Below are 24,371 nucleotides of genomic sequence, written 5' to 3' on the forward strand. Positions count from 1 at the left end.
GCAGGAGGAACCATGCAGGGCTTCAACGAAGGCTTCGAGTCGGTCACCATCGACAAGGTGTGCAAGCACTACGGCACCCTCAAGGCGCTGGACAATGTCGACCTCAAGGTCGAGGCGGGCGAGTTCATGTCCTTGCTCGGCCCGTCCGGCTCGGGCAAGACCACCTTGCTCAGCATCCTTGGCGGCTTCAATCGCGTGAGTTCCGGCAGGATCTTCTTCGGCGACCGCGACGTGACCCTGATGCCACCGCACAAGCGCGACATTGGCGTGGTGTTCCAGAACTACGCGCTCTTCCCCCATATGAACGTGCTGGAAAACGTGGCCTTCCCGCTCAAGGCGCGCGGGGAGAAGGCGGCCAGTGCCCGCGAACGGTCGTTGCGGGCGCTGGCCACGGTCGAGCTGAAAGGTTATGAAGATCGCGACATCGCCGCGCTATCGGGCGGGCAACGCCAGCGGGTGGCGCTCGCCCGTGCCATCGTCTTCGAGCCCAGGCTGATCCTCATGGACGAACCCCTGTCGGCGCTGGACAAGCAGCTGCGGGACGTCATGCAGATCGAGCTGCGCGCCCTGCATCGGCGCCTCGGCGCCACCATGGTCTATGTCACTCACGACCAGCGCGAAGCCCTGACCATGAGCGACCGTATCGCGGTGATGAAGGGTGGCAAGCTGGTGCAGGTGGATACCCCGCGTCGCCTGCACGATCACCCGAGCGATGATTTCGTCGCCAGCTTCATCGGTGAGAGCACCCTGGTACCCCTTTCCCGGGGTGTCGGCGGCGAGTTGCTGCTGGGCCAGACGCCCTTGCGCACGGCTCGGCCCGTACCGCTTTCCGGCGAGCTCTTCCTCGCCGTCCAGGCGGAGAAGCTGCTGCTGGACAGCGAGATCGCCGGCGGCGACTGGAATCGCCTGCGCGGCCAGGTGATCGACATCGTCTTCCAGGGCGAAAGCCTGAAGATCTTCGTCGAGCTGGAAAACAAGCAGCGGATCAGCTTCCGCCAGTCCAGTCATCACGAAGGCAATCTGCAGCTGCCCCAGGTAGGGGCGTCGCTGTCCTTGCGACTGCATCCGGAAGACACCATCGTGGTGCCCCGCGCGGCCTGACAAGGGCTTGGCCCAGCGGCATTGGCACTGAGCCAATGCCGGCTTTTTCATAGATCACCTGGCGCTTTACCGTCCAGGCCTTATCGCGGCCATGGCGGTCCGCCGATGCGGCCGCTCCTACAGTTCAGGGTATGCTGTAGGAGCGGCCGGGCGGACCGCCATCGCCGCGATAAGACAGTTGCGCCGCTGCACGCCTTCCCGTCAGGCGTGCTCTTTGCCGCCGCGACCGGCGATCAACACCATCAGCAGGGTGATGGCGACCAGCATGGTGCTGATGGCGGCGATGGTCGGATCGATTTCATCACGCAGGGCCGTGAACATCCGCTTGGTGATGGTCTCGTTGTTGCCACCGGAGATGAACAGGGCCACCACGGTTTCATCGAGGGAGGTGATGAAGGCGAACAGCGCGGCCGAGACCACGCTAGGTTTGATCTGCGGCAGCGTCACGGCCATAAAGGCACGGAAGCGATTCATGCCCAGGCTGCGGGCGACCATTTCCTGGGTCATGTCGAAATTGCGCAGCCCCGCCAGCACGGCGATGATCACATAGGGCAGCGCCAGCATGATGTGCGCGAGGACCAGGCCAGACAGCGTACTGATGATGCCGACCCGCGCGTAGACGAAGAAGACGCCGGCAGCGATCAGGATGATGGGCACCATCATGGGCAGCAGCAGGACCAGTTGCAGCGTCCGCATGACCCGGAGTGACGAATTGCTGATCGCATAGGCCGCTGCGATGCCCATCGGCAGGCTGATCAGGGTGGTGGCCACCGCGGTGATGAAGCTCACCTTGGTAGCGGACATCCATTCGATGCTGTCGAAGAAGGCCTGGTACCAGGTCAGCGAGTAGGCCTTCGGCGGAAACTGCAGGAAGCGCGCCTCGGAAAACGACATCGGCACCACGATCAGGATCGGCAGCACCAGATACAGCAGGATCAGCCCGACCAGCAGGGTGAACAGGAGGCGCGACGGTTTGAGCCCTTGCCGGATGTTCATCAGCGCACCCCCAGTACACGTTCGATGGGAATCATCTTGTTCACCGCCCAGAAGATCAGGAACACCGCGGCCAGCAATGTCAGGCCGACCGCACTGGCCGCGCCCCAGGCGTGGTAGAGCTCGACGTTGCGCTGGACCAGCATGGACACCAGCACGGTGCGTCCGCCGCCGAGCAGTTCCGGGGTAATGAAGAAGCCGAGGCAGATGACGAAGACCAGGATCGAGCCGGCCATCACCCCGGGTGCGGCCATCGGCAGGAAGACGCGGCGAAAGGTATAGAAGGGCCGGGCGCCCAGGCTGTCGGACGCCAGCAGCAGATCGTTGGGGATCTTCTTCATCACCGAGTACAGCGGTAGCACCATGAAGGGCAGCATGACATGCAGCGTACCGATCACGGTACCCGTCGCGTTATGCACCAGCTCCAGGGGACGGCTGATGATGCCCAGGTCGAGGAGTGTCTGGTTGATGACGCCGCGGCGCTGCAGGAGCACCAGCCAGGCATAGGAGCGGACCAGCACGCTGGTCCAGAACGGCAGGATCACGCAAAGCAGGATGAGGCTCGACAGCAAGCCGCGGGTACGGGCCGCGGCATAGGCGATGGGAAAGCCCAGCAGGATGGACAGGACCGTCACGATCACGCTGATCTGCAAGGTCGTGCTGAAGGTGTCCCAGTAGATGGCTTCGGTGAAGATGCGGGTGTAGTTGGCGAGGGACAGGCCTTCCTCGCCCTGCACGGATTGCAGGCCCAGCCAGAGCAGCGGGAGCACCAGCAATAGGGCGACCATCAGCAGCGCAGGGGTCAGCAGAAGCACCATCGTCAGATGCTCCCTGCGCTCCTCCTTGACCACGGCGGGGCTGGTGAACAGCCCCTGTTCCGACGTTTGCAAGGCGCCTCCGGGCAAGGTCTGGATCGTTGTCGACTGGGTCATGCGCGGAAGCCTCCGATTATTTGGCCTGGACGAAGGACAGCCAGCGCTCTTCTGCCTTCACCCCCTCGGCCGAGGCCCACCATTTGGCGGACAGCACCGCTTGCTTGGCCAGGTTCTCCGGCGAAGAGGGCAGCACTGCCCGCCGCGCGGCCGGGATGGTGCCGAGGCTGAAGGCCTCCGGATTGAGCGGGCCGTAGTCGATGATCATCGGCAGGGCCGCCTGCAGCTTGGCGCTGATGGCTTCATTGACGAACTTCATCGCCGCCTCCCGGTGCCTGGTGCCCTTCAGGACGCAGAGGGAATTGGTTTCCAGGATGCCGTCGTTGTAGGTGAAGGCCACCGGTGCCCCGGCGGCCTGCACGGCGGAGGCGCGACCGTTCCAGATCTGCACCATGTCCACCTCACCGTCGCTGATGAGCTGGGCGGACTGGCCGCCCGAGGTCCACCAGGTGGTGATGTCCGGCTTGATGGCTTCCAGCTTCTTGAAGGCGCGGTCGACATCCAGCGGGTAGAGCTGGTCGGCCGGCACCCCGTCGGCGCGCAGCGCGATTTCCAGGGTGGGGCGCGGCAGATTGCGCAGCGCGCGGGCACCCGGAAATTTCTTGGTGTCCCAGAAGTCGGCCCAGGTCTTGGGTGCGCTCCCGTCATCGAAGGCATCGGTCCGGTAGGCCAGGACCGTGGAATAGCTGATGTAGCCGGCCATGTAGTCGTCTTTCAACTCGGCGGGCAGCTTGGCCAGGTTGGGAATGAGCTGAGGGTCCAGCTTTTCGAACAGCCCCTCGGCCTGGCCCCGTACGCAGTCACCGGTGGGCAGGTCCACCACGTCCCAGCTGACGCGACCGCTTTCGACCTGGGTCTTGATGATCGGATAGGCCTTGGGTGAACTGTCCTGCTTCAGCGTCAACCCCAGGTTCCGCGCCGCCGGCTCCAGAATGGCCTTGGCCTGGGCCTCCTGATAGGCACCGCCCTGGGAAACGAAGGTGATCTCTTCAGCGCTGCTGGCGGTCGCCAGACTTGTCAGCCCGAGGGCGACGACCAGCGAGGTGACCTGGTTGCTTAGGTGAGACATGGTCTATCTCCCGTAGTGGCAGAGCTTGAGAATGGCGGAACCTTTGTTATCCCCTGATCGCGCTGCGTGCGTTCTCGCCTCCGGTCACTGTAATGATTCTGTTAAATACGAATGCGCTGAAATCCCGGGCACGGGAACGCAATCTCCCGTTTTGCGGGAGGCAGGCGACATGTATTGCTTGGGGAGCAACACCAGCCTCTTTTCATCGCGGAAGCGACCTGCAGCTAGGAGGCTAAAACAACAGATGTCGCCAACCACTCCGGATGGACGGTTCCTTTCGTGCTGCGGCGCTAAGGAACCAGCGCCGCGATCAGTGCCTGGCGGAAGGCATTGACCGCCGGCGGCAATTCGCGACCCGCCATGCTCTGCAGTTCGATCCGCCGGGCCGCGAGGCCTTCATCCTGCAGCGGCAAGGCCAGCAGCTGACCTTCGCGTAGCCGGCTGCGCAGGCTCAGTTCGCTGGAGAGCGCCACACCGCCGCCCAGGGCGGCGAACCGGTAGAGCGCCTGCATGTTGTTGCTTACCAGCACCGGCTCGAAGGAGAGTCCCTGGACGCCGCAGCAGATGTCGAACAGTTGGCGCACCGTGGTATCGGGCATCGGTAGCGCCAGAGGATAGGGCTGCAGATCGGCCAGACTCAGGCCGGTACGGCCGGCCAGCGGGTGGTCGGGCGCCACCACGGCTTCGATGGCGCCCCTCAGGGTGGCCTCGACGCGGATATCCGGCTCGGGCCTCAGGCTGAAGGTTAGCCCCAGATCGGCATCGCCTTCCTGGACCCGGCGGGTCACCACGGCGGGGGCGCAGACTTCCAGGGAAAAGTGGATGCCGGCGTAGCCCTGGCGAAAGGCGGCGATCACCTCGGGCAGGAAGTCCAGCGAAAAGCCTTCGGTGGTGGCCAGGCGTACCTGGCCGCGGCGCAGGTCGGCCAGGCCGCGCAGTTCCGCCGCCACCTGCTCGCTGGCCAGCTGTGCCTTGCGCGCGTGCACCGCCAGGCGTTCGCCGGCGGCGCTGGGCACCACCCCACGGGCGCGGCGTTCGAGCAGCGGCGTCTCCAGCTCGCGCTCCAGCTTGGCGATCTGGCGACTCACGGCACTGGCCGCGACATTGAGCCGTTGAGAGGCTTCGCTGATGGAGCCGCAACGCACCACCTCGAGGAAATAGCGCAGGGCGGTGGACTGGATTCCGTAGGGCTGCATGGGGCCTCCTTTGCCGAAAAGGCATGGCTCGTATCTAAATATTCTGCTTGTGGCATGGGATAGCAAGACCTAGAGTCGGGCCAAGAGACCAAATAACAGGTGTCAGCTGTTCCTCCTTTCCCGCGTTTCGCGGATCTGCCTTTGACCAACCACCGCCCCGGAGACAGACGGCATGGGACTCAAAGGTTTCGCTTGTGGCATCGCGCTTTCCACTCTTCTGGCCCAGAGCCAGGCCTTCGCCGGCAAGGCCGACGACACCCTGGTCTACGCCTCCGACACCGAACCCGAAAACGTCAGTCCCTACCACAACGATGCCCGGGAAGGGGTGATCCTCGCCCACCTGGCCTGGGACACCCTGATCTACCGCGATCCCCAGACCGGTGAATACCGGCCGATGCTGGCCACGCGCTGGGAGCAGGTCGATCCGCTGACCCTCGACTTCGATCTGCGTCAGGGCGTGACCTTCCACAACGGCGATCCCTTCACCGCCGACGACGTGGTCTTCACCTTCAACTACGTGGCCTCGCCCGAAGGCAAGGTGGTCACCCAGCAGAACGTCAACTGGATCAAGAGCGCCGAGAAGCTGGGCGAATACAAGGTCCGCCTGCACCTCAAACAGCCGTTTCCGGCAGCGCTGGAGTACCTGGCCAATCCCTTGCCCATCTATCCCGGCAAGTATTTCCAGCAGGTGGGCCTGGCGGGCTTCGCGCAGAAGCCGGTGGGTACCGGGCCTTATCGCATCGTTGCGGTCAACAGCGGCCAGGGGGTCACGCTGGAGCGCAATCCGGACTATTTCAAGGACAGCCCCCAGGGGCAGCCGCGCATCGGCCACATCAGGTTCCGCGTCATCCCCGACGCCGAGACCCGGCTCGCCGAGCTCATGACCGGTGGCATCGACTGGGCCTGGCGCGTGGCGCCGGACCAGGCCGAGCAACTCAAGGCCGCGCCCAGCCTCACCGTGGAGAGCGGCGCCAGCATGAGGATCGGCTTCCTCAGCATGGACGCCCAGGGCGCCTCCAGCCCGGATTCGCCCTTTGCCAAGGCCGAGGTGCGCCAGGCGGTCAACTACGCGATCAACCGCAAAGCCATCGCCAGTCAGCTCATGGGAGGCGGCAGCCAGCCGCTGCAGGTGGCCTGCTATCCGGAGCAATTCGGCTGCGATGCCAAGGCGGTGCCGGGCTATCCCTACGATCCGGCCAAGGCCAAGGCGCTGCTCAAGGCCGCCGGCTATCCCAACGGCTTCAGCACCGAGATCTTCGCCTACCGCGATCGCGACGTGGTGGAGGCGCTGATCGGCGACCTGCGTGCGGTGGGCATCGACGCCAAGCTGCGCTATCTGAAATACGCCGCCCTGCGTGACCAGCAGCGCGCCGGCAAGGTGCCCATGGCCTTTCTCGCCTGGGGTTCCTTCTCCATCGCCGATGCCTCGGCGGCCACCGGCGTGTATTTCAAGGGTAATGCCGACGACGTGGCCAAGGATCCCCAGGTGATCGACTGGCTCAAGGTGGCCGACACCGCCATGGATCCGGCGGTGCGCAAGGACAACTACCGCAAGGCGCTGCAGCGGATCGCCGAGCAGGCCTACTGGGCACCGGTGTTCAACTATTCCATCAACTACGCCTTCACCTCGGACCTGGCCTTCCAGCCCTATCCGGACGAGTTGCCGCGATTCGCCCTGGCCCACTGGAACTGATCCGTCCCGGCGCCCCGCACGGGGGCGCCTTCAGAACCTGTTCAAGCGCTCGCGAGCTAGAGCCAAACAAGGCGAAAAGGCCTGAGGAAGCGGAGTTTACGAATGGTAAATGAGCATTCCAAAGGCCTTTTCAACGCCGTTTGGCCGACGCGCAGCGCGCAGCAGCGCTTGAACAGGTTCTCAGCCGAGGAGCCGAACATGTCCGCCTATCTCCTGCGCCGCCTGGGTATCGCCCTGGCCGTGGCCTTTACCGTTTCCCTCATCAGCTTCTTCCTGCTGCACCTGTCCGGCGACCTGGCTACCGCCATCGCCGGCCCCGAGGCCACCGCCGAGCAAATCGAGGTGGTGCGTCATCAGCACGGACTCGATAAACCCCTGGCGGCGCAGTACGTCGAGTGGATCGGGCAGTTGCTGCAGCTGGACCTGGGGCAGTCGTTCTTCTTCCAGGAATCGGTGCGGGATCTCATCGCCAGCCGCCTGCCCATCACCCTGACCCTGGGCGCCATCGCGCTGCTGGTGGCGCTACTCATCGCCATCCCGCTCGGGGTGCTGGCCGCGGTCCGGCGCGACACCTGGATCGACCGCCTGGCGCTGACCCTGGCGACCTTTGGCCAGGCGATGCCCAGCTTCTGGTTCGCCCTGGTGCTGATCGTCATCTTCGCCGTCACCCTGAAATGGCTGCCGGTGTCCGGCAATACCAGCTGGCAGCACTTCATCCTGCCGGCGATCGCCCTGGGCTACTACGCCACCCCCTCGCTGATGCGCCTGACCCGTGCCGGGATGCTCGATGTGCTGGGCGCCGACTACATCCGCACCGCCCGGGCCAAGGGCCTGAGTCCGGCGCGGGTGCTGTTCAAGCACGCCCTGCGCAATGCGCTGATCCCGGTGGTGGCCCTGGCCGCGGTGGAGTTCGGCTTCATGCTGGGTGGCTCGGTGGTGATCGAGGCAGTGTTCTCGCTGCAGGGCATCGGCCAGCTGGCCTGGGACGCTATCGCCCGCAACGACTTCCCGGTGGTGCAGGCCATCGTCCTCTTGATCGCGTTGATCTACATCGTGCTGACGCTGGTGGCCGATCTGCTCAACGCCTTGCTCGACCCGCGCATTCGCGTGCGCTAGGAGACTCCATGACCGTCGCCAATCCCTTCGTGCTCGACGACTATCTCCCGCCGCGCCCGACCCTGGGCCGCCAGCTGCGCCGCTGGTTCGGCCACCGCGGCTTCGCCCTCGGCGCCGTGCTGCTCGTCGTCATCGTGTTCGCCGCCCTGGCCGCGCCCTGGCTGGCGCCCCACGATCCCTACGCCCAAGACGTGATGCAGCGGATGAAACCGCCGGTATGGATGGCCAAGGGCACCTGGGCCCATCCGCTGGGCACCGACAAGCTCGGCCGCGACTACCTCTCCCGCCTGCTCTATGGGGCGCGCATCTCGCTGTTCATCGGCCTTGCCGCGGCGCTCATCTCCGGCGCCATCGGCACCCTGCTCGGGGTGCTCGCCGGCTACTACGGCGGCAAGGTCGATGCCCTGGTGAGCTACCTGGTGACCACCCGCCTGGCCCTGCCGGTGGTGATGGTGGCCCTGGCCGCCGCTTCCCTGGTGGGCGGCTCGCTGCAGGTGGTGGTGATCCTGCTCGGCTGCCTGCTGTGGGATCGCTTCGCCGTGGTGGTGCGCGCCGCCGTCCAGCAGATCCGCGATGCCGAATACGTCGCCGCCGCCCAGGCGCTGGGCTGTTCGCCCTGGCGGGTCATCGTCGGCGAGATCCTGCCCAATGTGCTGGGGGCGCTGATCGTCGTGATCACCCTGGAGATGGCCCACGCCATCCTGCTGGAGGCGACCCTGTCCTTTCTCGGCGTGGGCGTGCAGCCGCCGCTGCCGTCCTGGGGGCTGATGATCGCCGAGGGCAAGCCCTACATGTTCTTTTCGCCCTGGGTGATCGCCACTCCCGGCATCGCCCTGATGCTGCTGGTGCTGGCCATCAACCTGGTGGGTGACGGTATCCGGGACCTGGCCGCGCCCAGTGGGCGCAACTAAAGCGGAGGACTGACCATGGCACTGCTCGACGTCAAAGACTTGCGCATCGATATCCCCCTGGGTGATGACACCCTACACGCCGTGCGCGGCCTCGACCTGCAGGTGGAGCGGGGCGAGATGCTCTGCCTGGTGGGCGAATCCGGCTGCGGCAAGTCGCTCACCTCCCTGGCGCTGATGGATCTCCTGCCGCGCCAGGCCCGGCGCCAGGCGGCGCGGCTGACGCTGGGCGAACACGACCTGCTGACCCTGGGTGAAAGGGGCATGCGCGACCTGCGCGGCAATCGCCTGGCGATGATCTTCCAGGAACCCATGACCGCCCTCAATCCGGCCTACAGCATCGGCGACCAGCTCGCCGAGGTGCTGCGGCGCCACCGCAGGCTGGATCGCAAGGCTGCCTGGGCGCGGGCCGAGGCGATGCTGGAAAAGGTCGGCATCAGCAACGCCGGCGAGCGCCTGCGCCAGTATCCGCACCAGCTCAGCGGCGGATTGCGCCAGCGCGTGGTCATCGCCATGGCGCTGCTGTGCGAGCCGGACCTCATCATCGCCGATGAACCCACCACGGCGCTGGACGTCACCATCCAGGCGCAGATCCTGCACCTGTTGCGCGACCTGCAGCGGGAATTCGGCACAGCCATCGTCTTCATCACCCACGACCTGGGCCTGGTGGCGCGCATCGCCGACCGGGTGGCGGTGATGTATGCCGGCCAGATCGTCGAGCAGGCACCGGCCGCCGAACTCTTCGCCGCGCCGCGGCACCCCTATACCCGTGGCCTGCTGGAGAGCATCCCGGTACCGGGCCGGACCCGTCCCGGCCAGCCGCTGGGCGCCATCCCCGGCCTGGTGCCCAGCCTGGTTGGCGAGCAGCACGGCTGCGCCTTTCGCAATAGATGCCCGCAGGCGGTGGCGGCCTGCGCCGACAGCGTGCCCTTGCTGGAGGAGGGCGCGCACCTGGCGCGTTGCCACTTTGCCCTGCCCAGCGAACCCCTGCGCCGGGTAGGAGGTGTGCGATGAGCCGCGAGATCGCCCTGGAGCTGTGTGACATCCGCCGCGAATTCACCCTGGGTCGCGGCCTGTTCCGCCCGCCTGCCACCCTCAAGGCGGTGGATGGCATCTCCCTGCGGCTCTATCGCGGCGAGACCCTGGGGCTGGTGGGGGAGTCGGGGTGTGGCAAGAGCACCCTGGCCAAGCTGCTGCTGGGGCTGCTGGCGCCCACCAGCGGCGACATCCTGGTGGGTGGCGAGCACCTGCGCGGGGTGGATCGCAAGCGCATGGCCCGGCACATCCAGCCGATCTTCCAGGACCCTTATTCGTCGCTCAATCCGCGCAAGACGGTGCGCGAGATCGTGGCGCTGCCGCTCAAGGTGCATGGCCTGGGCACGCCCGCCGAACAGCAACAGCGGGTCGCGGAGATGCTCGATGTGGTGGGCTTGCCACGGCGCGCCGCCGACAGCCATCCCGGCCAGCTCAGTGGTGGCCAGCGCCAGCGGGTGGCCATCGCCCGCGCCCTGGTGATGCGCCCGGACGTGCTGATCTGCGACGAACCCACCTCGGCGCTGGACGTCTCGGTGCAGGCGCAGATCCTCAATCTGCTGCTGGAACTCAAGCGTGAATTCGGCCTGACCTATCTGCTCATCAGCCACAACCTGGCGGTGGTGGAACACCTGGCCGACCGGGTGGCGGTGATGTACCTCGGCAAGATCGTCGAGGAGCGCGAGCGGGCGGCGCTGTTCGCCCAGCCGGCGCATCCCTATACCCGGGCGCTGCTGGACGCGGTGCTCACCCCCGATCCGGCGCTGGGGCTCCCGGCGCTGGGCCTGGGTGGCAGCTTTCCCAATCCCATCTCGCCGCCCAGCGGCTGCGCCTTCCATCCCCGCTGCCCACGCTGCTTCGGCCCCTGCGCCGAGCGCTATCCGGAACGCGAAACCATCCCCGGCGGCAGCAAGCGCTGCCACCTGCCCGAACCCGCCTGACCCCGGAGTCCGCCATGACCAGCCGTACCCATGCCCTTGAGCTTGCCGCCGCGCACTTCGACAGCGGCGCCTTCCGTACGCGCCTCGCCTCCGCGGTGGCCCATCCCACCGAAAGCCAGGAACCCGAGCGCCAGGCGGAGCTGCAGCGCTACCTGGATGAATTCATCGCCCCCTATGTCGCCAGTCTCGGCTTCAGCAGCCGGCAGCTGGATAACCCGGTCGCCGGCAAGGGGCCCTTGCTGGTCGCCGAGCGGATCGAGGATCCGACGCTGCCGACCCTGCTCAGCTATGGCCACGGCGACGTGGTACGCGGCGACGCCAGTCGCTGGCGCGAGGGCCTTGCGCCCTGGACGCTGGTGGAGCAGGGCGAGCGCTGGTACGGCCGCGGTACCGCCGACAACAAGGGCCAGCACCTGCTCAACCTGGCGGCGCTGGAGCAGGTGATCGCCGCGCGCGGCGGGCGCCTGGGCTATAACGTCAAGCTGCTGCTGGAGATGGGCGAGGAGATCGGCTCGGTCGGGTTGCGCACCTTCTGCCAGGAGCAGCGCCTGGCCCTGGCCGCCGACCTGTTCCTCGCCTCCGACGGTCCGCGAGTCTCGGCATCCCGGCCCACGCTGTTCCTGGGTGCCCGGGGCACCTTCAATTTCGACCTGCACCTGGACCTGCGCGAAGGCGGCCATCACTCCGGCAACTGGGGCGGGCTGCTGGCCAATCCCGGCATCATCCTCGCCCATGCCCTGGCCAGCCTGGTGGATGCCAGGGGCCAGATCCAGGTCGCGGGGCTCAAGCCCACCGAGCTGCCCGCACCGGTGCGCCGTGCTCTGGTCGACATCGAGGTGGGCGGCGCGCCGGGCGATCCCGCCATCGATCCCCGCTGGGGCGAGCCCGGGCTGACCCCGGCCGAACGCGTCTACGGCTGGAACACCTTCGAATTGCTGGCCTTCACCACCGGCAATCCCGAGGCGCCGGTGAATGCCATTCCCGGCAGTGCCCGTGCCCACTGCCAGATCCGCTTCGTCGCCGGCTGCGACTGCACGACCTTCATTCCGCTGATCGAGGCGCACCTGGCCGAACGGGGTTTCGCCGCCGTGCGCGTCACCCGTGCCAAGGACGAGATCCTCCACGCCTCGCGGCTGGACCCGGAGAATCCCTGGGTGGACTGGGCCCTGACGTCCCTGACCCACACCCTGGGCGAAAAGCCCGCCTTGCTGCCCAATTTCGGCGGTGGCTTGCCCAATGACATCTTTGCCGACATTCTCGAACTGCCTACCCTGTGGGTACCCCATTCCTATCCCGCCTGCTCCCAGCACGCGCCCAACGAGCATCTCCTGGCCCCGGTCGTGCGGCAGGGGCTGCAACTCATGGCCGGGCTGTTCTGGGACCTGGGCGATCGCTGGAGTCGCAGCTGATGTCCCTTGCCGAGACCGCCGCCCTGGAGTGGCTCGCCACCCAGCGCGAGCCGATGACCCTTCTCCTGCAACGCCTGGTCGATACCGATTCCAACAGCTACGACAAGGCCGGCGTCGATGCCGTCGGTGCAGTGCTCACCGCCGCCCTGGCCGAAGACGGCATCGAGGTTGCCCGGACGCCGATCGCCGACTTCGGTGACGTCCTCGCCGCCCAGGTGGGGCCCGCCACCGGCGCTGCGGTGTTGCTGCTGGGCCACCGCGACACCGTCTTTCCGCCGGGCACCGTGGCCAGCCGCGGCTTCACCCGCGATGCCAGCCGGGCCTATGGCCCCGGCGTCGCGGACATGAAGGGTGGACTGGTGGCGAGTTGCTTCGCGCTGCGCGCGCTGAAGCGCGCCGGCGAGTTGCCGTTTCCGGTGCGGGTGCTCTACACCGGCGACGAAGAGATCGGTTCCGGCACGGCTCGCCCGCACCTGGAAGCGGCGGCCCGCGGCGCCCGGGCCGTGCTCAACTGCGAGCCCGGGCGGGTCAGTGGCAACGTGGTCAAGGCGCGCAAGGGCGGCGCCACCCTGGCTATCAGCGTGAGCGGTCGTGCCGCCCATGCCGGCGTCAGCCACGCCGAGGGCGCCAGTGCCATCCAGGCCCTGGCGCTCAAGGTGGCCAAGCTGCACGCCCTGACCGACTACGAGCGCGGCATCACCACCAACGTCGGCCTCATCGAGGGCGGCACCTCCAGCAATACCGTGGCGCCCAGCGCCACCGCGCGCCTGGATGTGCGCTTCGTCGCCTTGGCCGACTGGCCCGCGCTGCAGGCGCGCATCGAGGCCATCATCGCCGAGGTGGAGGTGCCGGGGACAGCCGCCCGTGTCGAACCCACCTGCCTGTTCCTGCCGATGGAGGCGCACCTGAGCCACGACCTGCTGGCTCTCTACCAGCGCGAGGCCCAGGACCTCGGCTTCAGCGTCGAGGGCGAATTCACCGGCGGTTGCGCCGACTCCGGGTTCACCGCCAGCCTGGGCGTGCCCACCCTCTGTGGCCTGGGCCCCGTGGGCGGCAAGGTACACACCGACGCCGAATTCCTGGTGCTCGATACCCTGGTTCCACGCACCCAGGCGCTGGTGGCGACCATCCTGGCCCTGGCCGTAAAGGCCTGACCCTCACGCCGGTTTCCGAAACAGGTGCGACTCCTGGTCGGGGAGGGCCACAATTGGCGGCTTTAGATCCTCGAGCTATCGATTCATAGCTGCCCTTGGTTCGGGGCAGCAATCGGCCAGGATCTGATATTGCTGGCGAAGACCTGCCTGTCGATGACAAGGGCGGTAGGGCAGCCATTCGTCAGCGAGAGAAAAGGCCCTTCCTTGACAGCGAAGTTGTCTGGGCAAATACTCGCTGCAAGATTCATATAGATGACTAGATAACAAGGTGAATAAAGTCGATGAATTCTTTATCCAGTGATGCCCGACTGCCGCTGTACCAACGCCTGCGTGACCAATTGGCTGAGCAGATCGCCAATAATCGCTGGCGTCCGGGGGAGGCGATCCCTACCGAAGCGGCGCTTTCTGCGGAATATCAGCTGTCCACCGGCACGGTGCGCAAGGCGATTGATGCCTTGGTCAGTGAGGGCATTCTGGAACGTCAGCAAGGGCGCGGGACGTTCATTCGACGGGCGCAGTTTCAATCCTCCTTGTTTCGTTTCTTCCGATTCCAGACGGTTTCCGGTGAGCGCCAGGTCCCGGAGAGTCGCATCCTCTCGATCGAGCCCGTTGCCGCACCTTCGGCCGTAGCGCAAGCGCTAGGGTTGCCCGCCGATGCGTTGGTCATTCGTATTGTCCGCGTGCGTCTGCTCGATGTTAAGCCGGTGCTCGCCGAAGAAATCTGGCTGCCCCGCCAGCGGTTCCAGGCGCTGCTGGAGATCGACCTCAGTCGCGAAGGGCCGCTGCTGTATCCGATCTACGAAGAGGTGTGCGGACAGGTTGTTGCCTCGGCCGAAGAAACGCTGACCGCCGAATCGGTGAATGACGTGCATGCCCGCCTGCTCCAGGTACCGGTCAACAGTCCGGTGATTGTGATCGAGCGCTTGGCCCGCGATTACGCGGGTAGCCCGCTGGAGTGGCGTCGTTCACGCGGCCACGCGGAGCATTTCCGCTACAGCGTGGATATTCGCTAACGCCTGTCTGCGTAGCGAAGCGTTCTGCGGCGGCTAGATCGCCAGCCGAGTGCTTGTTTGGTTGCCAACGTCGACCCTGTCGCGGTGGGGTTGGCCGTCGGCTGCCTTGCGTAACACCTATAAGGATAAGACTCATGTTCAGCTGGTATCGCCAAATCACTCCTCGTGAGCGCAAGACATTTTGGGCCTGCTTCGGCGGATGGTCACTCGACGCCTTGGAAGTACAGATGTTCGGTCTGGCGATTCCGGCGCTGATCGCCGCTTTCGCGCTGACCAAGGGCGATGCCGGATTGATCAGCGGCGTTACCCTCGTCACCTCGGCACTCGGTGGCTGGGTAGGTGGGACATTGTCTGACCGCTACGGCCGTGTACGCACCTTGCAGTCGATGATTTTGTGGTTCTCGTTCTTCACCTTTCTCTCGGCTTTCGTCACGGGCTTCAATCAGCTGTTGGTGGTCAAGGCGCTGCAGGGTTTCGGGCTTGGCGGGGAGTGGGCGGCCGGCGCGGTGCTGATGGCCGAGACGATCAATCCGCGCTATCGCGGCAAGGTCATGGGCACTGTACAAAGTGCCTGGGCGGTGGGTTGGGGCCTGGCGGTCGGGGTGTTCACGCTGATCTATACCTCTGTGCCGCAGGACATGGCCTGGCGTGTGATGTTCCTTGTCGGGTTGCTGCCGTCGTTCCTGATCTTCTGGGTACGCCGTAACGTTGAGGAGCCGGACAGCTTCCGGCGTCTGCAAGAAGGCAACGCCATTCCGCAGGGTTTCTTCACGTCGCTCGCGGGCATTTTTCGCCCGGAACTGCTTCGCGTGACGCTGTTTGGCGGGCTGCTGGGACTGGGCGCGCACGGTGGCTATCACGCGGTAATGACCTGGTTACCGACTTTCCTCAAGACCGAGCGCAATCTGTCTGTGCTGAACTCGGGCGGCTATCTGGCGGTGATCATCCTCGCCTTCTGGTGTGGTTGTGTGGCCAGCGGTTATTTGATCGATCGCATTGGCCGTCGAAAAAACATCGTGCTCTTTGCCTTGTGCTGCGTGGTCACGGTGCAGTGCTACGTGTTTTTGCCGCTGACCAATACGCAGATGCTGTTCCTGGGGTTCCCGCTAGGGTTCTTCGCCGCCGGTATTCCGGCCAGTCTGGGAGCGTTCTTCAACGAACTTTACCCGGCCGATGTACGCGGCGCCGGCGTTGGCTTTTGCTACAACTTTGGCCGGGTGCTGTCCGCTGTATTTCCATTCCTGGTCGGGCACATGAGTGATTCCATGTCCCTGGGTTCGGCGATCGGTATCGATGCCGGAATCGCCTACGGCGTGGGGGTGCTTGCCGCACTTTGCCTGCCTGAAACCCGGGGCAGGGATCTTGAAGCCAATGCCACCGCCGTTCCGGCCACTATCAACGGCAATCAGCGCGCTCGGGCGTGATGGTCCCAACCTTCAGTAGATAAAACCCATGTCAGCTCCCCGCTCCAAGTCGATCACCGGCATTGACGCCCATGCCCATGTGTTCAGCCGTGATCTGCAGCTGATCGGTGCACGCCGCTATAGTCCTGAGTACGACGCCACGCTCGACCAGTACCTTGCGCATTTGCAAACCCAAGGTCTGAGTCACGGTGTCCTGGTGCAACCAAGTTTCCTTGGCACCGACAACAGCTACCTGTTGGCGGCGTTGAAGCAAGCACCTCAGCAGTTGCGTGGTGTGGTCGTGCTGGAGCCAGGCATCAGTCGTTCTACCTTGAACGACATGGCGCAACTGGGCGTGGTCGGCGTGCGCCTGAACCTGATCGGCAAGGCGTTACCTGATTTTCGTGACAGTGCCTGGCAAGGGTTTTTCAGCGATATCGCCGATCTCGACTGGCATGTCGAGTTGCACCGGGAAGTCAGGGATCTGCCGGGCTTGATCCGGCAATTGACGCCGTTCGGGGTGAAATTGGTGATCGATCACCTGGGGCGGCCGGACGCGAATGCGGGTCTCGATCAGCCCGGTTTTGGCGAGTTGCTTGAGGCCGGATCGAAAGGCTCGATCTGGATCAAGGTATCGGGAATCTATCGTCTGGGAGGTACGCCACGACAGAACATTGATTTCGCTCGAAGGGCATTACCGTTGCTGGAAAAAAGCGTTGGCCTGCATCAGTTGGTATGGGGCAGCGACTGGCCGCATACCCAGCATGAGCAAAGCGTTGACTTCGCCACCGTCGTCGACCAGTTGCAAGCCCTGGAGCTCTCCGCGCAAGCCAGCGCCGCGCTGCTGGTGAACGCGCCTCGCAGGTTATTTGGTTTCTAGGAAGACGAACGCTGCAACCTGGCCGTTGCAGAGGCCATTCATTTCACCCTCCTACAAGAGTTTGGCACCAGCCCAACCGAGAACCTTTCATGACTCCCTTAGATATAGATCTGTTACTGACTGCATTGATCAGCGTCGTGGTGCTGGTAGTGCTGATCGTCTCGCGCCTCAAAATGCACCCGCTGTTGGCGTTGCTGGTGGTTTCCGTCGGCGTAGGCTTTGCAACCGGTATGGAGCCAGATCGCATCGTCTCCCAGCTGGTCACCGGCGCCGGCAAGACACTGGGGGCTGTGGGGGTGGTCATCGCGCTGGGGGCGATGCTCGGCAAGATACTTGCGGACGCCGGCGTCACCGAGCAGATTGCCGCGGTCATCCTCAGGCGCACATCGGATCGGATGATTCCGTGGGCGATGATGATGGTCGCGTTCGTGATCGGCATTCCGATGTTTTTCGAGGTCGGCCTGGTGATCATGCTGCCGCTGATCTTCAGCGTGGCGCGCAAGCTGGAAAGTCAGGCGCGCTTCAAGGGTTCAGCCTATGTCTATGTGGGCGTTCCGGTGATTGCCGCACTGGCCGCGATGCACGGTATGGTCCCGCCGCACCCTGGCCCGTTGACGGCCATCGCCGCGCTGAAAACCTCGGTCGGGCCGACCATGCTCTATGGTTTCCTGGCGGCTATCCCGGCGATGATCCTGGGCGGCCCACTGTATGGCGCTTTCATTTCCCCGCGCATGAGCACTCGGCCCGATCAGGTGTTGCTGGATCAGTTCACCCTGGCTGAAAAAGCCGACGATAAACCAGGCCCCAGCGTATACCTTGGCGTGCTGGCAGCCTTGCTGCCGGCGATCCTGATGCTGATCCATGCCGTCGCAGAGATGGTATTGGCCAAGGACAATGCGCTGCTGAAAATGGCTGGTTTCCTCGGCAATCCGCTGATAGCGATGCTGCTGGGCGTGCTGTTCGCCGGCGCGAGTCTGGTACTCGCGCGCGGCGGCGATGCGGAGCAATTGCGCGAATCGCTGGGCAAGAGCCTCAAGCCAATCGCCTCGATCATCATGATCATCGCTGGCGGCGGTGCCTTTCAGCAGCTGCTGACCAGCGCCAAGGTGGGCGATGCGATTGTCCACCTGACTCAGCAGTCGGCGTTCCCTCCGCTGGTCCTCGGCTGGTTGATCGCCATGTTGCTTTCGGTCTCTACCGGTTCCGCCACGGTCGGTATCGTAGGGGCTGCCGGCTTGCTGGCGCCGCTTGCCGGTGCCGATCCCAGCCTCAACCTGCCGCTGCTGGCCTTGTCCATTGGCTGCGGCTCGCTGTTCTTCAACTACGCCAACCATGCAGGTTTCTGGATGGTGAAGGAATCCTTCGGCATGACGATGGGCGAAGCCACCAAGACTATTTCGGTGGTGCAATCGATCGTCGCCGTGGTCGGTTTGATCGTGGTGTTGCTGTTGAACGTGGTCGTGTAATGGCCTGAGGCGGCGTCAAATCAGGACGCCGCCCTCTGTGAAACCCCTTATCTGAACGGGCGCCGCTCGGCACCCGTCCCTCCCTAGGCGCCACCCACCTGTTCAGATAGGCAACAGCCCCTCGGTCTTGACTTCGTTCAGCACAAAAAAGGTGCGCACCTGGCGCACGCCGGGCAGGGCGATCAGCCGTTCGCTGTGCAGGCGATTGAAGGCGGCGATGTCCTTGACCCTGAGCTTGATGAAGTAGTCGACGTCGCCGGCCACTAGGTAACACTCCAGCACCGGGGGCAGGGCGCGGGCGGCCGCTTCGAAGGCCTGAAAGGAATCCGGGGTCGATCTGTCCAGCACCACGCCTACCAGTACCGCGGTTTCTCGTTGCACCGCCTTGGGGTCCACATGGGCCCTGACGCTGGTGATGACGCCGCTCTCGAACAGCCTGCGCGTGTGGTTCCAGCAGGCGCTCGGGCTCAGGGCAACCTGGCGGGCCAGCTCGGCATTGCTCAGCCGGCCGTCCTGCTGCAGGGCGCGCAGGATCTTGCGTTCTACCGAGGTCAGTTCCGCAGCTTCGCTCATCGAAAGATTCTCCTTGGAAAGCGGTTATTGGAGGAACATCCATGCGGATTCTGGGAGTCCTTCAAAAGGAAAGCAGATTTCGTACCGCTCATTCGAAAGCACCTTTTTCAGGGTTTTCCCTAGCATTGAAGGCGTTCTCTCACCACTGGAGTCGCTGCTATGTCCCTGGATCTCGAAAAGCGTTTTCCCCGCGTCAAGCTCGGTTACTTCCCATCGCCCCTGCACAAGCTGGAGCGCATGTCGAAGGACCTTGGTATCGAACTCTGGGCCAAGCGTGACGACGTTTCCTCCGGTCTCGCCTATGGCGGCAACAAGGTGCGCAAGCTGGAATGGCTGGCCGCCGATGCCCTGGCGCAGGGCTGTGACACCCTGGTCTCCATCGGCAATATCCAGTCCAACCACACGCGCCAGGTGGCGGCCGTCGCCGCCGTGCTCGGCCTCAAGTGCCGGTTGGTCCAGGAGGAGTGGACCAAGTGGGATGATCCGGTCTACGACAAGGTCGGCAACATTCTGCTGTCGCGCCTGATGGGCGCCCAGACGCTGCTGGAAGGCGAGGGCTATTCCACCGCGGTGAAGGCGACCTGGGAGCGCGCGCTGGACGAGGTACGTCGCGAAGGCGGCAAGCCCTATGCCATTCCCGCCGGTGCCTCGGACCATCCCCTGGGCGGCCTCGGCTATGCTCATTTCACCGATGAACTGGCTGCCCAGGAACGTGAGCAGGGCCTCTTTTTCGATACCGTGGTGACAGCCACCTGTACCGGTTCTACCCAGGGCGGCATGGTGGTGGGCTTTCGCGCCCAGGAGCGGGAACGCCGCCTGATCGGCATCGACACGGCGGCGGACGCCGAGATGACCCGCGCCGCCGTGACCAAGATCGCGCGCAACACCGCAGAGATGATCGGTCTCAAGCAGGAGATCAGAGACGAGGACGTCATCATTGATCCGCGCTTCTGCGGTCCTGACTACGGCTTGCCGGACGCACCTACGGTAGAAGCGATCCGCTACACCGCGCAGATGGAGGGGATGCTCACCGACCCGGTCTACGAGGGCAAATCCATGGCTGGGCTGATCGCCATGGCGCGCAGCGGCGAGATCGCCAAGGGCAGCCGGGTGCTCTATGTTCACCTCGGGGGAGCACCAGCGCTCAACGCCTACCACAACGCCTTCGCCTGAACCCAGGCGACGTCCGGTCACCAGGAGGTCCGGCATGACGATCCAGCCCTGGACAGCGGTAGAGGACCTCCGACCGGCCGTGGCGCTGGTCATCCTGCATGGCGGTCTCGAACCGGCGGTGACAGTTGAATTACGTACCGGCCTACCGGGTTGCAGCGACCTGCCCGTGTTGCAACTGGAGGAGGCTGCCCGTCTGCATGAGGATTGGCTGGCGCGTGGCCCGCACAGCCGGATCGTGGGGCTGCTGTCCCGCCTGGGGAGCGATTGCCTGCTGCTGGTCGTCGAGCCGGAAGGCGCGAGCGAGCTGGAGTGGCTGGGATCGGTCGCGGGTCAACGGCTGCAGCATTTCTCGACCGCTACCCCCACGAGCGAGTTGATCGCGCGGCTGCGACAACTCAGGCGTGAACGCCTACTAGCGGTGTTGCCGCTTTGACCCTGTCCGTCACGCCAGTCGTTCGACCTGTTCGACAATCAGCGCCTTGATCGCGCGCAGGCAACGCAACTCGCCGGCAAAGATGGCCCGCAGCTCCGGTCGCGCGCTGGCCAGGACCTGGTTCTCCTGCTCGGTCCGTTCCAGCAGGAGTTGAGCTTGTTGCGGCAGGCGCTGACGCAGCCGCTGCAACTGGGCAGCCGCTGGCGAGCGCTTGATACCTAGGGCCTCGGCGGCATCCAGCAACCGCTCGCGGTCGATGGCAGCCAGGCGGCTTTCACCCAGGATCGGCCAGGCGAGGGTGGTCGCATCCGGCCAGCGCTGCTGATCGAACGCACGGCTCTCATAGACGGCGGTGCAGAGCAGGTCGTAGCAGGGCGCCAGGGTCAGGCCACGCGGGGAGACCAGGAAGCCCAGGTTCTTCAAATGGGCGTCGGTATTGCCCACCAGCACGTTGAAGGCCAGCCAGTTGAACAGCCGCGTACGGGTCACGGCAGGTGCCACGCACAGCCGGGCCAACTCGGCCAGGCGCTCCAGGCTACCGGCCTGGTACTTGAAGTGACGGTCCAGCCCCAGCACCTGGCAGGCGTCGATGCCATGCTGCCGCTGCCAGCCCCGGGCCGTATGGACCCGGTCGAAGCGCTCGATCAGATAGACCGGTTCGGGTACGTAGCGCCGCTCGACGACAGGAACGATCAGTCCCACGGTACCCGCCAGGCGCATGGTGTACCACTCGTTGATCACCGAATGAGCGAAGGCCTCGTGAGGGTGATCCGGCTTGAGGATATGGGTCGAGGGCCAGGCCCCCACCGGCTCCTGCAGCCCCTGCTCATCGAGGATTACCGCCAGCTTGTGTTGGGCGCCGGCCAGCGACATGCGTTTGTGCGCTTCATGGGTCAGCGGCAACTGCGGCATGGCGTGGATCCTCCGGGAGAGGTCGGCATCGCTCAGGGGGCGACGATCTCCGGGTGGAAGGTGCTGGCCGTCGGCGAGCAGGGTGAGAGAGCCGGCGGATTCGGCGCCGTACCAGCTCAGGAGCGCGAAGGCATCGGCCGCATCAAGGCAGGCATCCTGGGCGAGTAGGTGTCGCTGGCCTTCTTCGGGAAGTAGGTTGTCGAAGTACCACTGCACCGGCCGCTGCGAGCTGCCGTCGATTATTGGCCCGGACTGCAGGGGGAGCTGCGGGCAGAGCGCGAAGGCCTGCCAATCGGGCCCATACTGGAAGGACCAGATACCGTTCTCGTCCCGTAACCGACCTACCAACCGGTCGTCGATCCAGGCCAGCAGTTCACGCCTCATGGTTTGCGGGCATCTGAGAGGAGGTCCACCTCAGGGGGCAGATCCACGATCAGGCGCACGCCTAGGCCTTCGAGCACCTGAAACAGCTTGCCCCACTGAACGCTTTCACCGCCGCGTTCGACCTTGCCAAGGAAGTTTTCGCTGACGCCAAGACTGCCCGCGGCGTCGTCCTGACGTAGCGCCTGAGCCTTGCGCGCCTGGCGAACGAGGGGTCCCAGAGCAGCGGCATTCTTGAGTATCACTTGCATGATTTATCCTCACGAGCGTGAGGACTATCTTACCGCCGTAGGTTGATTCTACACAATCCTTACGATCATGAGGATTCTGCTAAAGTCGATAGGATATTCCCTAGAATCCTTTCGACCGTGAGGATTTCGTGGCTCGACACAGTCACCTTATCGATCGAAGTGCCGTTTGAACGGACCCGCTCAAATCAGGCTCGACGTCAACGCCGCGCCCCTATCTGCTGGGGCGCGAGAAAAGCACTGTGGAAGTAGCTGCGAAAGGCCTGCATGGCTGGCGTCAACGGCCGTTCACGGTGCCAAGCCAGGCCCACGCTCATCGGCGTGATGGGCTCCACCAGCGTACGCGTTTCCAGCCGCTTGCCTTCCAGCGACCAAGGACGATAGACCAGGTCGGAGAGGATGGCCACGCCGCTGCCATTGGCCACCATGCTGCGCACCGCTTCTACCGAACTGGTGCGCAGCAGTACCTGGGGCTCATGACCCGCCTGGCGCCAATAGCGCCTCGCGCTCTGTTCGGCCTCGTCGACGGTAAGCAGGATATAAGGCTCGCGGGCGACGTCGGCCAGGCTGACGTTGGGATGGTCCCGTAGCGGATGGCCGCTGGGTAGCCAGAGGCGGCGCTCGGAGTTGAACAGCGTTTCGGAAACGATGTCCTCGTGGGTCAGGTTGGCGGTGAGCACCACCGCCATATCGATGCGCTTGTCCAGCAGGGCTTCCTCGATGGCCTGACGCTCCTGCTCGTGGACCGCTACCCGCACTTCGGGATAGAGCTGCGCCAGGCGTTGCAGGTGGTGGGGCAGGAAGTAGCCGATCACCGTGTAGCTGGCGGCGATCCGCAGTTCACCGCTGGCACGGTGGTCGGGCAGGGCGCTGCTCAGGGCGTCGTCGACCCCGCGCAGGATGCCGTAGGCATGATTGAGGAAGTGCCGACCGGCATCGGTCAGCGCCATGCCCTGGGCCGAGCGGACGAACAAACTGGCGCCCAGCAAACTCTCCAGCTCCTGAATGGCACTGGTAACGGCCGACTGGGAAATGTTCAGGTGAATGGCTGCCTGGGAAATCTGCCCCAGTTCGGCGGTCGCGGTGAAGTAACGCAGCTGACGCAGGGTAAGGGCCATGGCGATCGTCCTTGGGTATCAATTTTTCCGAACGCTGGGCTTTGGATAATAAATCTTCCCAAGGGGGCAGGGCAGTCCTAAGGTCGAGGACAACGCACCGCTGCCAGGAAGACCGCAATGATCGAAGTGGATTTCAATTCCGACATGGGCGAGGGCTTCGGCGCCTGGACGCTGGGCGACGGGGTGGACGACCAACTGCTCGACCTGGTCAGCTCCGCCAACATCGCCACCGGCTTCCATGCCGGTGATCCCAGTCTCATGCAGCGCACCGTGCTACAGGCCAAAACGCGCCAAGTGGCCATCGGTGCCCATCCGGGCTATCGCGATCTGGTGGGCTTCGGTCGCCGTCCGTTGCAGATGTCCGCTGAAGAGCTGGTGGCCGACATCGTCTACCAGCTCGGCGCCCTGCGTGAATTCGCCCGGCTGCATGGTCTGCGGCTACAACACCTCAAGCCCCATGGCGCGCTGTTCATGCACCTGGCGCGGGACGAGGCGGCGGCCCTGCTGCTGGTGGAGACGCTGCAACGGCTCGAACCCGGCCTGCTGCTCTATTGCCTGCCCGATTCGGCCACCTGGCGAATCGGTCGCGAGCTGGGTCAGCCCCTGGTGCGCGAGTTCTATGCCGATCGCGACTACGACGCCAGCGGCTCCATCGTCCTGGTCCGGCGCATGGGCGCGCTGGATCCCCAGGCGGTGGCCGAACGGGTGCTCAGAGCCTGCCAGCAGGGAAGGGTCTCCACGGTGGAGGGGGGGGAGGTCGAGGTGGCCTTCGAATCCATCTGCCTGCACAGCGACACCCCCGGGGCGCTGGGCCTGGCCCAGGCCATCCGTCAGCGCCTGGAGGCCGCCGGTATCGCCATCCGCGCCCCTGGCGCCCGCTAGTTTTCCACGCGGACACCGGCGCCAAGACGCCGGGTCCTCCTGCTCTTAGCTACGCCTGCCTTTCCGACAACATCGCCTAGAAGAGGAATCGTCATGGCCGAACATTCGGTGCTTTCACCCCTGCCCGGGACGTTCTATCGCAAACCCACGCCCGATGCCGCGCCCTATGTGGATGTCGGCGAAACCGTCACCGCCGGCACCGTGATCGGTCTCGTCGAAGTGATGAAGCAATTCTCGGAGGTCCATGCCGAAGTCGATGGGACCCTGGCGGCTTTCGCGGTCGAGGACGGTGATCCGGTCGAGCCGGGTCAGTTGCTGGCTACCCTGACCGGAGCGGCCTCGTGA

The 24,371-nt window shown here is 64.8% G+C and carries 24 protein-coding genes; 16 read left to right on the forward strand and 8 right to left on the reverse strand.

Annotation, left to right across the window (positions count from 1 at the left end; genetic code table 11):
- The first annotated feature begins 12 nt into the window (after nucleotides 1-12).
- A complete protein-coding gene (locus tag PJ259_RS03940; RefSeq protein ID WP_059314842.1) occupies nucleotides 13-1,101 on the forward strand; it encodes an ABC transporter ATP-binding protein in 1,089 nt (362 codons plus the stop codon).
- Nucleotides 1,102-1,302: 201 nt separating this feature from the next.
- Here PJ259_RS03940 and PJ259_RS03945 read toward each other — a convergent pair whose 3' ends face one another.
- From PJ259_RS03945 to PJ259_RS03960, 4 genes are all read right to left on the reverse strand, one after another.
- Nucleotides 1,303-2,097 carry an ABC transporter permease gene (locus tag PJ259_RS03945; protein WP_271654798.1) on the reverse strand — a complete coding sequence of 265 codons (795 nt, stop codon included), beginning with the start codon at nucleotides 2,095-2,097 and terminating at the stop codon, nucleotides 1,303-1,305.
- Complete coding sequence (locus tag PJ259_RS03950; RefSeq protein ID WP_271654799.1) at nucleotides 2,097-2,984, reverse strand: ABC transporter permease; 888 nt, start codon at nucleotides 2,982-2,984, stop codon at nucleotides 2,097-2,099. The genes PJ259_RS03945 and PJ259_RS03950 overlap by 1 nt, the downstream gene beginning before the upstream one ends.
- A 58-nt stretch (nucleotides 2,985-3,042) precedes the next feature.
- Entirely contained in the window at nucleotides 3,043-4,095 is a 1,053-nt protein-coding gene (locus tag PJ259_RS03955) for an ABC transporter substrate-binding protein (RefSeq protein ID WP_271654800.1), read from the reverse strand.
- 290 nt (nucleotides 4,096-4,385) lie between these two features.
- Nucleotides 4,386-5,291, reverse strand: coding sequence for a LysR family transcriptional regulator (locus tag PJ259_RS03960; RefSeq protein ID WP_271654801.1), 906 nt, complete (start codon nucleotides 5,289-5,291; stop codon nucleotides 4,386-4,388).
- A gap of 172 nt (nucleotides 5,292-5,463) precedes the next feature.
- Here PJ259_RS03960 and PJ259_RS03965 point away from each other — a divergent pair, with 172 nt between their 5' ends.
- From PJ259_RS03965 to PJ259_RS04015, 11 genes are all read left to right on the forward strand, one after another.
- On the forward strand, nucleotides 5,464-6,984 hold the full coding sequence (locus tag PJ259_RS03965) for an ABC transporter substrate-binding protein (RefSeq protein ID WP_271654802.1): 1,521 nt from the start codon (nucleotides 5,464-5,466) through the stop codon (nucleotides 6,982-6,984).
- A 198-nt stretch (nucleotides 6,985-7,182) separates the two neighbouring features.
- Nucleotides 7,183-8,100: an ABC transporter permease gene (locus tag PJ259_RS03970; RefSeq protein ID WP_271654803.1), complete on the forward strand. Its 918-nt coding sequence runs from the start codon at nucleotides 7,183-7,185 to the stop codon at nucleotides 8,098-8,100.
- 8 nt (nucleotides 8,101-8,108) lie between these two features.
- A complete protein-coding gene (locus PJ259_RS03975) occupies nucleotides 8,109-9,011 on the forward strand; it encodes an ABC transporter permease (RefSeq protein ID WP_271654804.1) in 903 nt (300 codons plus the stop codon).
- Between the two features lie 15 nt (nucleotides 9,012-9,026).
- The gene (locus PJ259_RS03980; protein ID WP_271654805.1) at nucleotides 9,027-10,022 is read left to right on the forward strand and encodes an ABC transporter ATP-binding protein; all 996 of its coding nucleotides are present in this window, start codon (nucleotides 9,027-9,029) and stop codon (nucleotides 10,020-10,022) included.
- Nucleotides 10,019-10,981, forward strand: a complete 963-nt coding sequence (locus tag PJ259_RS03985) for an ABC transporter ATP-binding protein (RefSeq protein ID WP_271654806.1) — start codon at nucleotides 10,019-10,021, stop codon at nucleotides 10,979-10,981. Before PJ259_RS03980 ends, PJ259_RS03985 begins: the two co-directional genes overlap by 4 nt.
- A 14-nt stretch (nucleotides 10,982-10,995) precedes the next feature.
- Nucleotides 10,996-12,390: a M20 family metallopeptidase gene (locus PJ259_RS03990; protein WP_271654807.1), complete on the forward strand. Its 1,395-nt coding sequence runs from the start codon at nucleotides 10,996-10,998 to the stop codon at nucleotides 12,388-12,390.
- A complete protein-coding gene (locus PJ259_RS03995; RefSeq protein WP_271654808.1) occupies nucleotides 12,390-13,544 on the forward strand; it encodes a M20 family metallopeptidase in 1,155 nt (384 codons plus the stop codon). The genes PJ259_RS03990 and PJ259_RS03995 overlap by 1 nt, the downstream gene beginning before the upstream one ends.
- A gap of 281 nt (nucleotides 13,545-13,825) precedes the next feature.
- Entirely contained in the window at nucleotides 13,826-14,557 is a 732-nt protein-coding gene (locus tag PJ259_RS04000) for a GntR family transcriptional regulator (RefSeq protein ID WP_133861704.1), read from the forward strand.
- A 134-nt stretch (nucleotides 14,558-14,691) separates the two neighbouring features.
- Entirely contained in the window at nucleotides 14,692-15,981 is a 1,290-nt protein-coding gene (locus PJ259_RS04005) for an MFS transporter (RefSeq protein WP_271654809.1), read from the forward strand.
- 28 nt (nucleotides 15,982-16,009) lie between these two features.
- A complete protein-coding gene (locus tag PJ259_RS04010) occupies nucleotides 16,010-16,840 on the forward strand; it encodes an amidohydrolase family protein (protein WP_271654810.1) in 831 nt (276 codons plus the stop codon).
- Nucleotides 16,841-16,929: 89 nt separating this feature from the next.
- Complete coding sequence (locus PJ259_RS04015) at nucleotides 16,930-18,306, forward strand: GntP family permease (protein ID WP_133861701.1); 1,377 nt, start codon at nucleotides 16,930-16,932, stop codon at nucleotides 18,304-18,306.
- Nucleotides 18,307-18,408: 102 nt separating this feature from the next.
- On the opposite strand, the gene PJ259_RS04020 is transcribed toward PJ259_RS04015, so the two are convergent.
- Entirely contained in the window at nucleotides 18,409-18,879 is a 471-nt protein-coding gene (locus PJ259_RS04020; RefSeq protein ID WP_271654811.1) for an Lrp/AsnC family transcriptional regulator, read from the reverse strand.
- Nucleotides 18,880-19,038: 159 nt separating this feature from the next.
- On the opposite strand from PJ259_RS04020, the gene PJ259_RS04025 reads away from it, so the two are divergent.
- Both PJ259_RS04025 and PJ259_RS04030 read left to right on the forward strand, forming a co-directional pair.
- Nucleotides 19,039-20,052 carry a 1-aminocyclopropane-1-carboxylate deaminase gene (locus PJ259_RS04025; RefSeq protein WP_271654812.1) on the forward strand — a complete coding sequence of 338 codons (1,014 nt, stop codon included), beginning with the start codon at nucleotides 19,039-19,041 and terminating at the stop codon, nucleotides 20,050-20,052.
- Between the two features lie 34 nt (nucleotides 20,053-20,086).
- Nucleotides 20,087-20,485 carry a hypothetical protein gene (locus tag PJ259_RS04030; protein ID WP_271654813.1) on the forward strand — a complete coding sequence of 133 codons (399 nt, stop codon included), beginning with the start codon at nucleotides 20,087-20,089 and terminating at the stop codon, nucleotides 20,483-20,485.
- 9 nt (nucleotides 20,486-20,494) lie between these two features.
- On the opposite strand, the gene PJ259_RS04035 is transcribed toward PJ259_RS04030, so the two are convergent.
- The 3 genes from PJ259_RS04035 to PJ259_RS04045 all read right to left on the reverse strand — a co-directional run bounded on the left by PJ259_RS04035 (nucleotide 20,495) and on the right by PJ259_RS04045 (nucleotide 23,144).
- Nucleotides 20,495-21,781: a HipA domain-containing protein gene (locus tag PJ259_RS04035; protein ID WP_271654814.1), complete on the reverse strand. Its 1,287-nt coding sequence runs from the start codon at nucleotides 21,779-21,781 to the stop codon at nucleotides 20,495-20,497.
- Entirely contained in the window at nucleotides 21,778-22,029 is a 252-nt protein-coding gene (locus tag PJ259_RS04040) for a helix-turn-helix domain-containing protein (RefSeq protein WP_271654815.1), read from the reverse strand. Before PJ259_RS04040 ends, PJ259_RS04035 begins: the two co-directional genes overlap by 4 nt.
- Nucleotides 22,030-22,226: 197 nt before the next feature.
- Nucleotides 22,227-23,144, reverse strand: a complete 918-nt coding sequence (locus PJ259_RS04045) for a LysR family transcriptional regulator (protein WP_271654816.1) — start codon at nucleotides 23,142-23,144, stop codon at nucleotides 22,227-22,229.
- A 117-nt stretch (nucleotides 23,145-23,261) separates the two neighbouring features.
- Between PJ259_RS04045 and PJ259_RS04050 the strand changes: the two genes are divergently transcribed.
- Both PJ259_RS04050 and PJ259_RS04055 read left to right on the forward strand, forming a co-directional pair.
- Nucleotides 23,262-24,026, forward strand: coding sequence for a 5-oxoprolinase subunit PxpA (locus PJ259_RS04050; RefSeq protein ID WP_271654817.1), 765 nt, complete (start codon nucleotides 23,262-23,264; stop codon nucleotides 24,024-24,026).
- Nucleotides 24,027-24,119: 93 nt separating this feature from the next.
- Complete coding sequence (locus tag PJ259_RS04055) at nucleotides 24,120-24,371, forward strand: acetyl-CoA carboxylase (RefSeq protein WP_271654818.1); 252 nt, start codon at nucleotides 24,120-24,122, stop codon at nucleotides 24,369-24,371.

Origin of the sequence: Pseudomonas sp. JBR1 (assembly GCF_028198185.1) — a bacterium.
Taxonomy (GTDB): Bacteria; Pseudomonadota; Gammaproteobacteria; order Pseudomonadales; family Pseudomonadaceae; genus Chryseomonas; species Chryseomonas oryzihabitans_E.

What these genes read in the sequence shown, in the direction of transcription:
- PJ259_RS03975 (WP_271654804.1), top strand. Translation starts at nt 8,109, where the DNA reads ATGACCGTCGCCAATCCCTTCGTGCTCGACGACTATCTCCCGCCGCGC.
- PJ259_RS04055 (WP_271654818.1), top strand. Translation starts at nt 24,120, where the DNA reads ATGGCCGAACATTCGGTGCTTTCACCCCTGCCCGGGACGTTCTATCGC.
- PJ259_RS03990 (WP_271654807.1), top strand. Translation starts at nt 10,996, where the DNA reads ATGACCAGCCGTACCCATGCCCTTGAGCTTGCCGCCGCGCACTTCGAC.
- PJ259_RS04050 (WP_271654817.1), top strand. Translation starts at nt 23,262, where the DNA reads ATGATCGAAGTGGATTTCAATTCCGACATGGGCGAGGGCTTCGGCGCC.
- PJ259_RS04005 (WP_271654809.1), top strand. Translation starts at nt 14,692, where the DNA reads ATGTTCAGCTGGTATCGCCAAATCACTCCTCGTGAGCGCAAGACATTT.
- PJ259_RS03965 (WP_271654802.1), top strand. Translation starts at nt 5,464, where the DNA reads ATGGGACTCAAAGGTTTCGCTTGTGGCATCGCGCTTTCCACTCTTCTG.
- PJ259_RS03960 (WP_271654801.1), bottom strand. Translation starts at nt 5,291, where the DNA reads ATGCAGCCCTACGGAATCCAGTCCACCGCCCTGCGCTATTTCCTCGAG.
- PJ259_RS04010 (WP_271654810.1), top strand. Translation starts at nt 16,010, where the DNA reads ATGTCAGCTCCCCGCTCCAAGTCGATCACCGGCATTGACGCCCATGCC.
- PJ259_RS03955 (WP_271654800.1), bottom strand. Translation starts at nt 4,095, where the DNA reads ATGTCTCACCTAAGCAACCAGGTCACCTCGCTGGTCGTCGCCCTCGGG.
- PJ259_RS04035 (WP_271654814.1), bottom strand. Translation starts at nt 21,781, where the DNA reads ATGAGGCGTGAACTGCTGGCCTGGATCGACGACCGGTTGGTAGGTCGG.
- PJ259_RS03970 (WP_271654803.1), top strand. Translation starts at nt 7,183, where the DNA reads ATGTCCGCCTATCTCCTGCGCCGCCTGGGTATCGCCCTGGCCGTGGCC.
- PJ259_RS04025 (WP_271654812.1), top strand. Translation starts at nt 19,039, where the DNA reads ATGTCCCTGGATCTCGAAAAGCGTTTTCCCCGCGTCAAGCTCGGTTAC.
- PJ259_RS03995 (WP_271654808.1), top strand. Translation starts at nt 12,390, where the DNA reads ATGTCCCTTGCCGAGACCGCCGCCCTGGAGTGGCTCGCCACCCAGCGC.
- PJ259_RS03940 (WP_059314842.1), top strand. Translation starts at nt 13, where the DNA reads ATGCAGGGCTTCAACGAAGGCTTCGAGTCGGTCACCATCGACAAGGTG.
- PJ259_RS04020 (WP_271654811.1), bottom strand. Translation starts at nt 18,879, where the DNA reads ATGAGCGAAGCTGCGGAACTGACCTCGGTAGAACGCAAGATCCTGCGC.
- PJ259_RS04015 (WP_133861701.1), top strand. Translation starts at nt 16,930, where the DNA reads ATGACTCCCTTAGATATAGATCTGTTACTGACTGCATTGATCAGCGTC.
- PJ259_RS03980 (WP_271654805.1), top strand. Translation starts at nt 9,027, where the DNA reads ATGGCACTGCTCGACGTCAAAGACTTGCGCATCGATATCCCCCTGGGT.
- PJ259_RS03985 (WP_271654806.1), top strand. Translation starts at nt 10,019, where the DNA reads ATGAGCCGCGAGATCGCCCTGGAGCTGTGTGACATCCGCCGCGAATTC.
- PJ259_RS04045 (WP_271654816.1), bottom strand. Translation starts at nt 23,144, where the DNA reads ATGGCCCTTACCCTGCGTCAGCTGCGTTACTTCACCGCGACCGCCGAA.
- PJ259_RS04000 (WP_133861704.1), top strand. Translation starts at nt 13,826, where the DNA reads ATGAATTCTTTATCCAGTGATGCCCGACTGCCGCTGTACCAACGCCTG.
- PJ259_RS04040 (WP_271654815.1), bottom strand. Translation starts at nt 22,029, where the DNA reads ATGCAAGTGATACTCAAGAATGCCGCTGCTCTGGGACCCCTCGTTCGC.
- PJ259_RS03945 (WP_271654798.1), bottom strand. Translation starts at nt 2,097, where the DNA reads ATGAACATCCGGCAAGGGCTCAAACCGTCGCGCCTCCTGTTCACCCTG.
- PJ259_RS04030 (WP_271654813.1), top strand. Translation starts at nt 20,087, where the DNA reads ATGACGATCCAGCCCTGGACAGCGGTAGAGGACCTCCGACCGGCCGTG.